At 71.0% G+C, this 431-nt stretch carries 1 protein-coding gene; it reads left to right on the forward strand.

The features are described 5' to 3' along the window. The coding region (locus tag ACFHWU_RS29430) for an RNA-guided endonuclease InsQ/TnpB family protein (protein WP_416592345.1) at positions 1-431 on the forward strand (431 nt) is incomplete at both ends.

Genomic DNA, 431 nt, shown 5'->3' on the forward strand with positions numbered 1-431 from the left:
AGCGGGTCATCACGCGGGCCAAGTCGACTCCGGAGCGGGCGTGGCTGGGCGAGGTGTCGGCGGTGGTGTCGCGGCAGGCCCTCGCGGACCTGAACGCCGCGTACCGCACCTTCTTCCACTCCGTGTCGGGCAGGCGCAGGGGCCGCATGGTGGCGCCGCCGAGGTTCCGGTCCCGTAAGGACAACCGGCGGGCCATCCGTTTCACCCGCAATTCCCGGTTCACGGTGCTGGACAACGGTCGTCTGCGGCTGCCGAGGATCGGCGACCTGGCGGTCCGCTGGTCCCGGACACTGCCGTCGGACCCGTCGTCCGTGACGGTCATCCGGGACGCCGCCGGTAGGTACTTCGCCTCGTTCGTCGTCTCGGCCACGGACGAGCCGTTGCCGCCGACCGACGCCGAGGTGGGGATCGATCTGGGGCTGACGCACTTC

Source organism: Micromonospora sp. LOL_015, assembly GCF_048060275.1.
Classification (GTDB): domain Bacteria; phylum Actinomycetota; class Actinomycetes; order Mycobacteriales; family Micromonosporaceae; genus Micromonospora_E.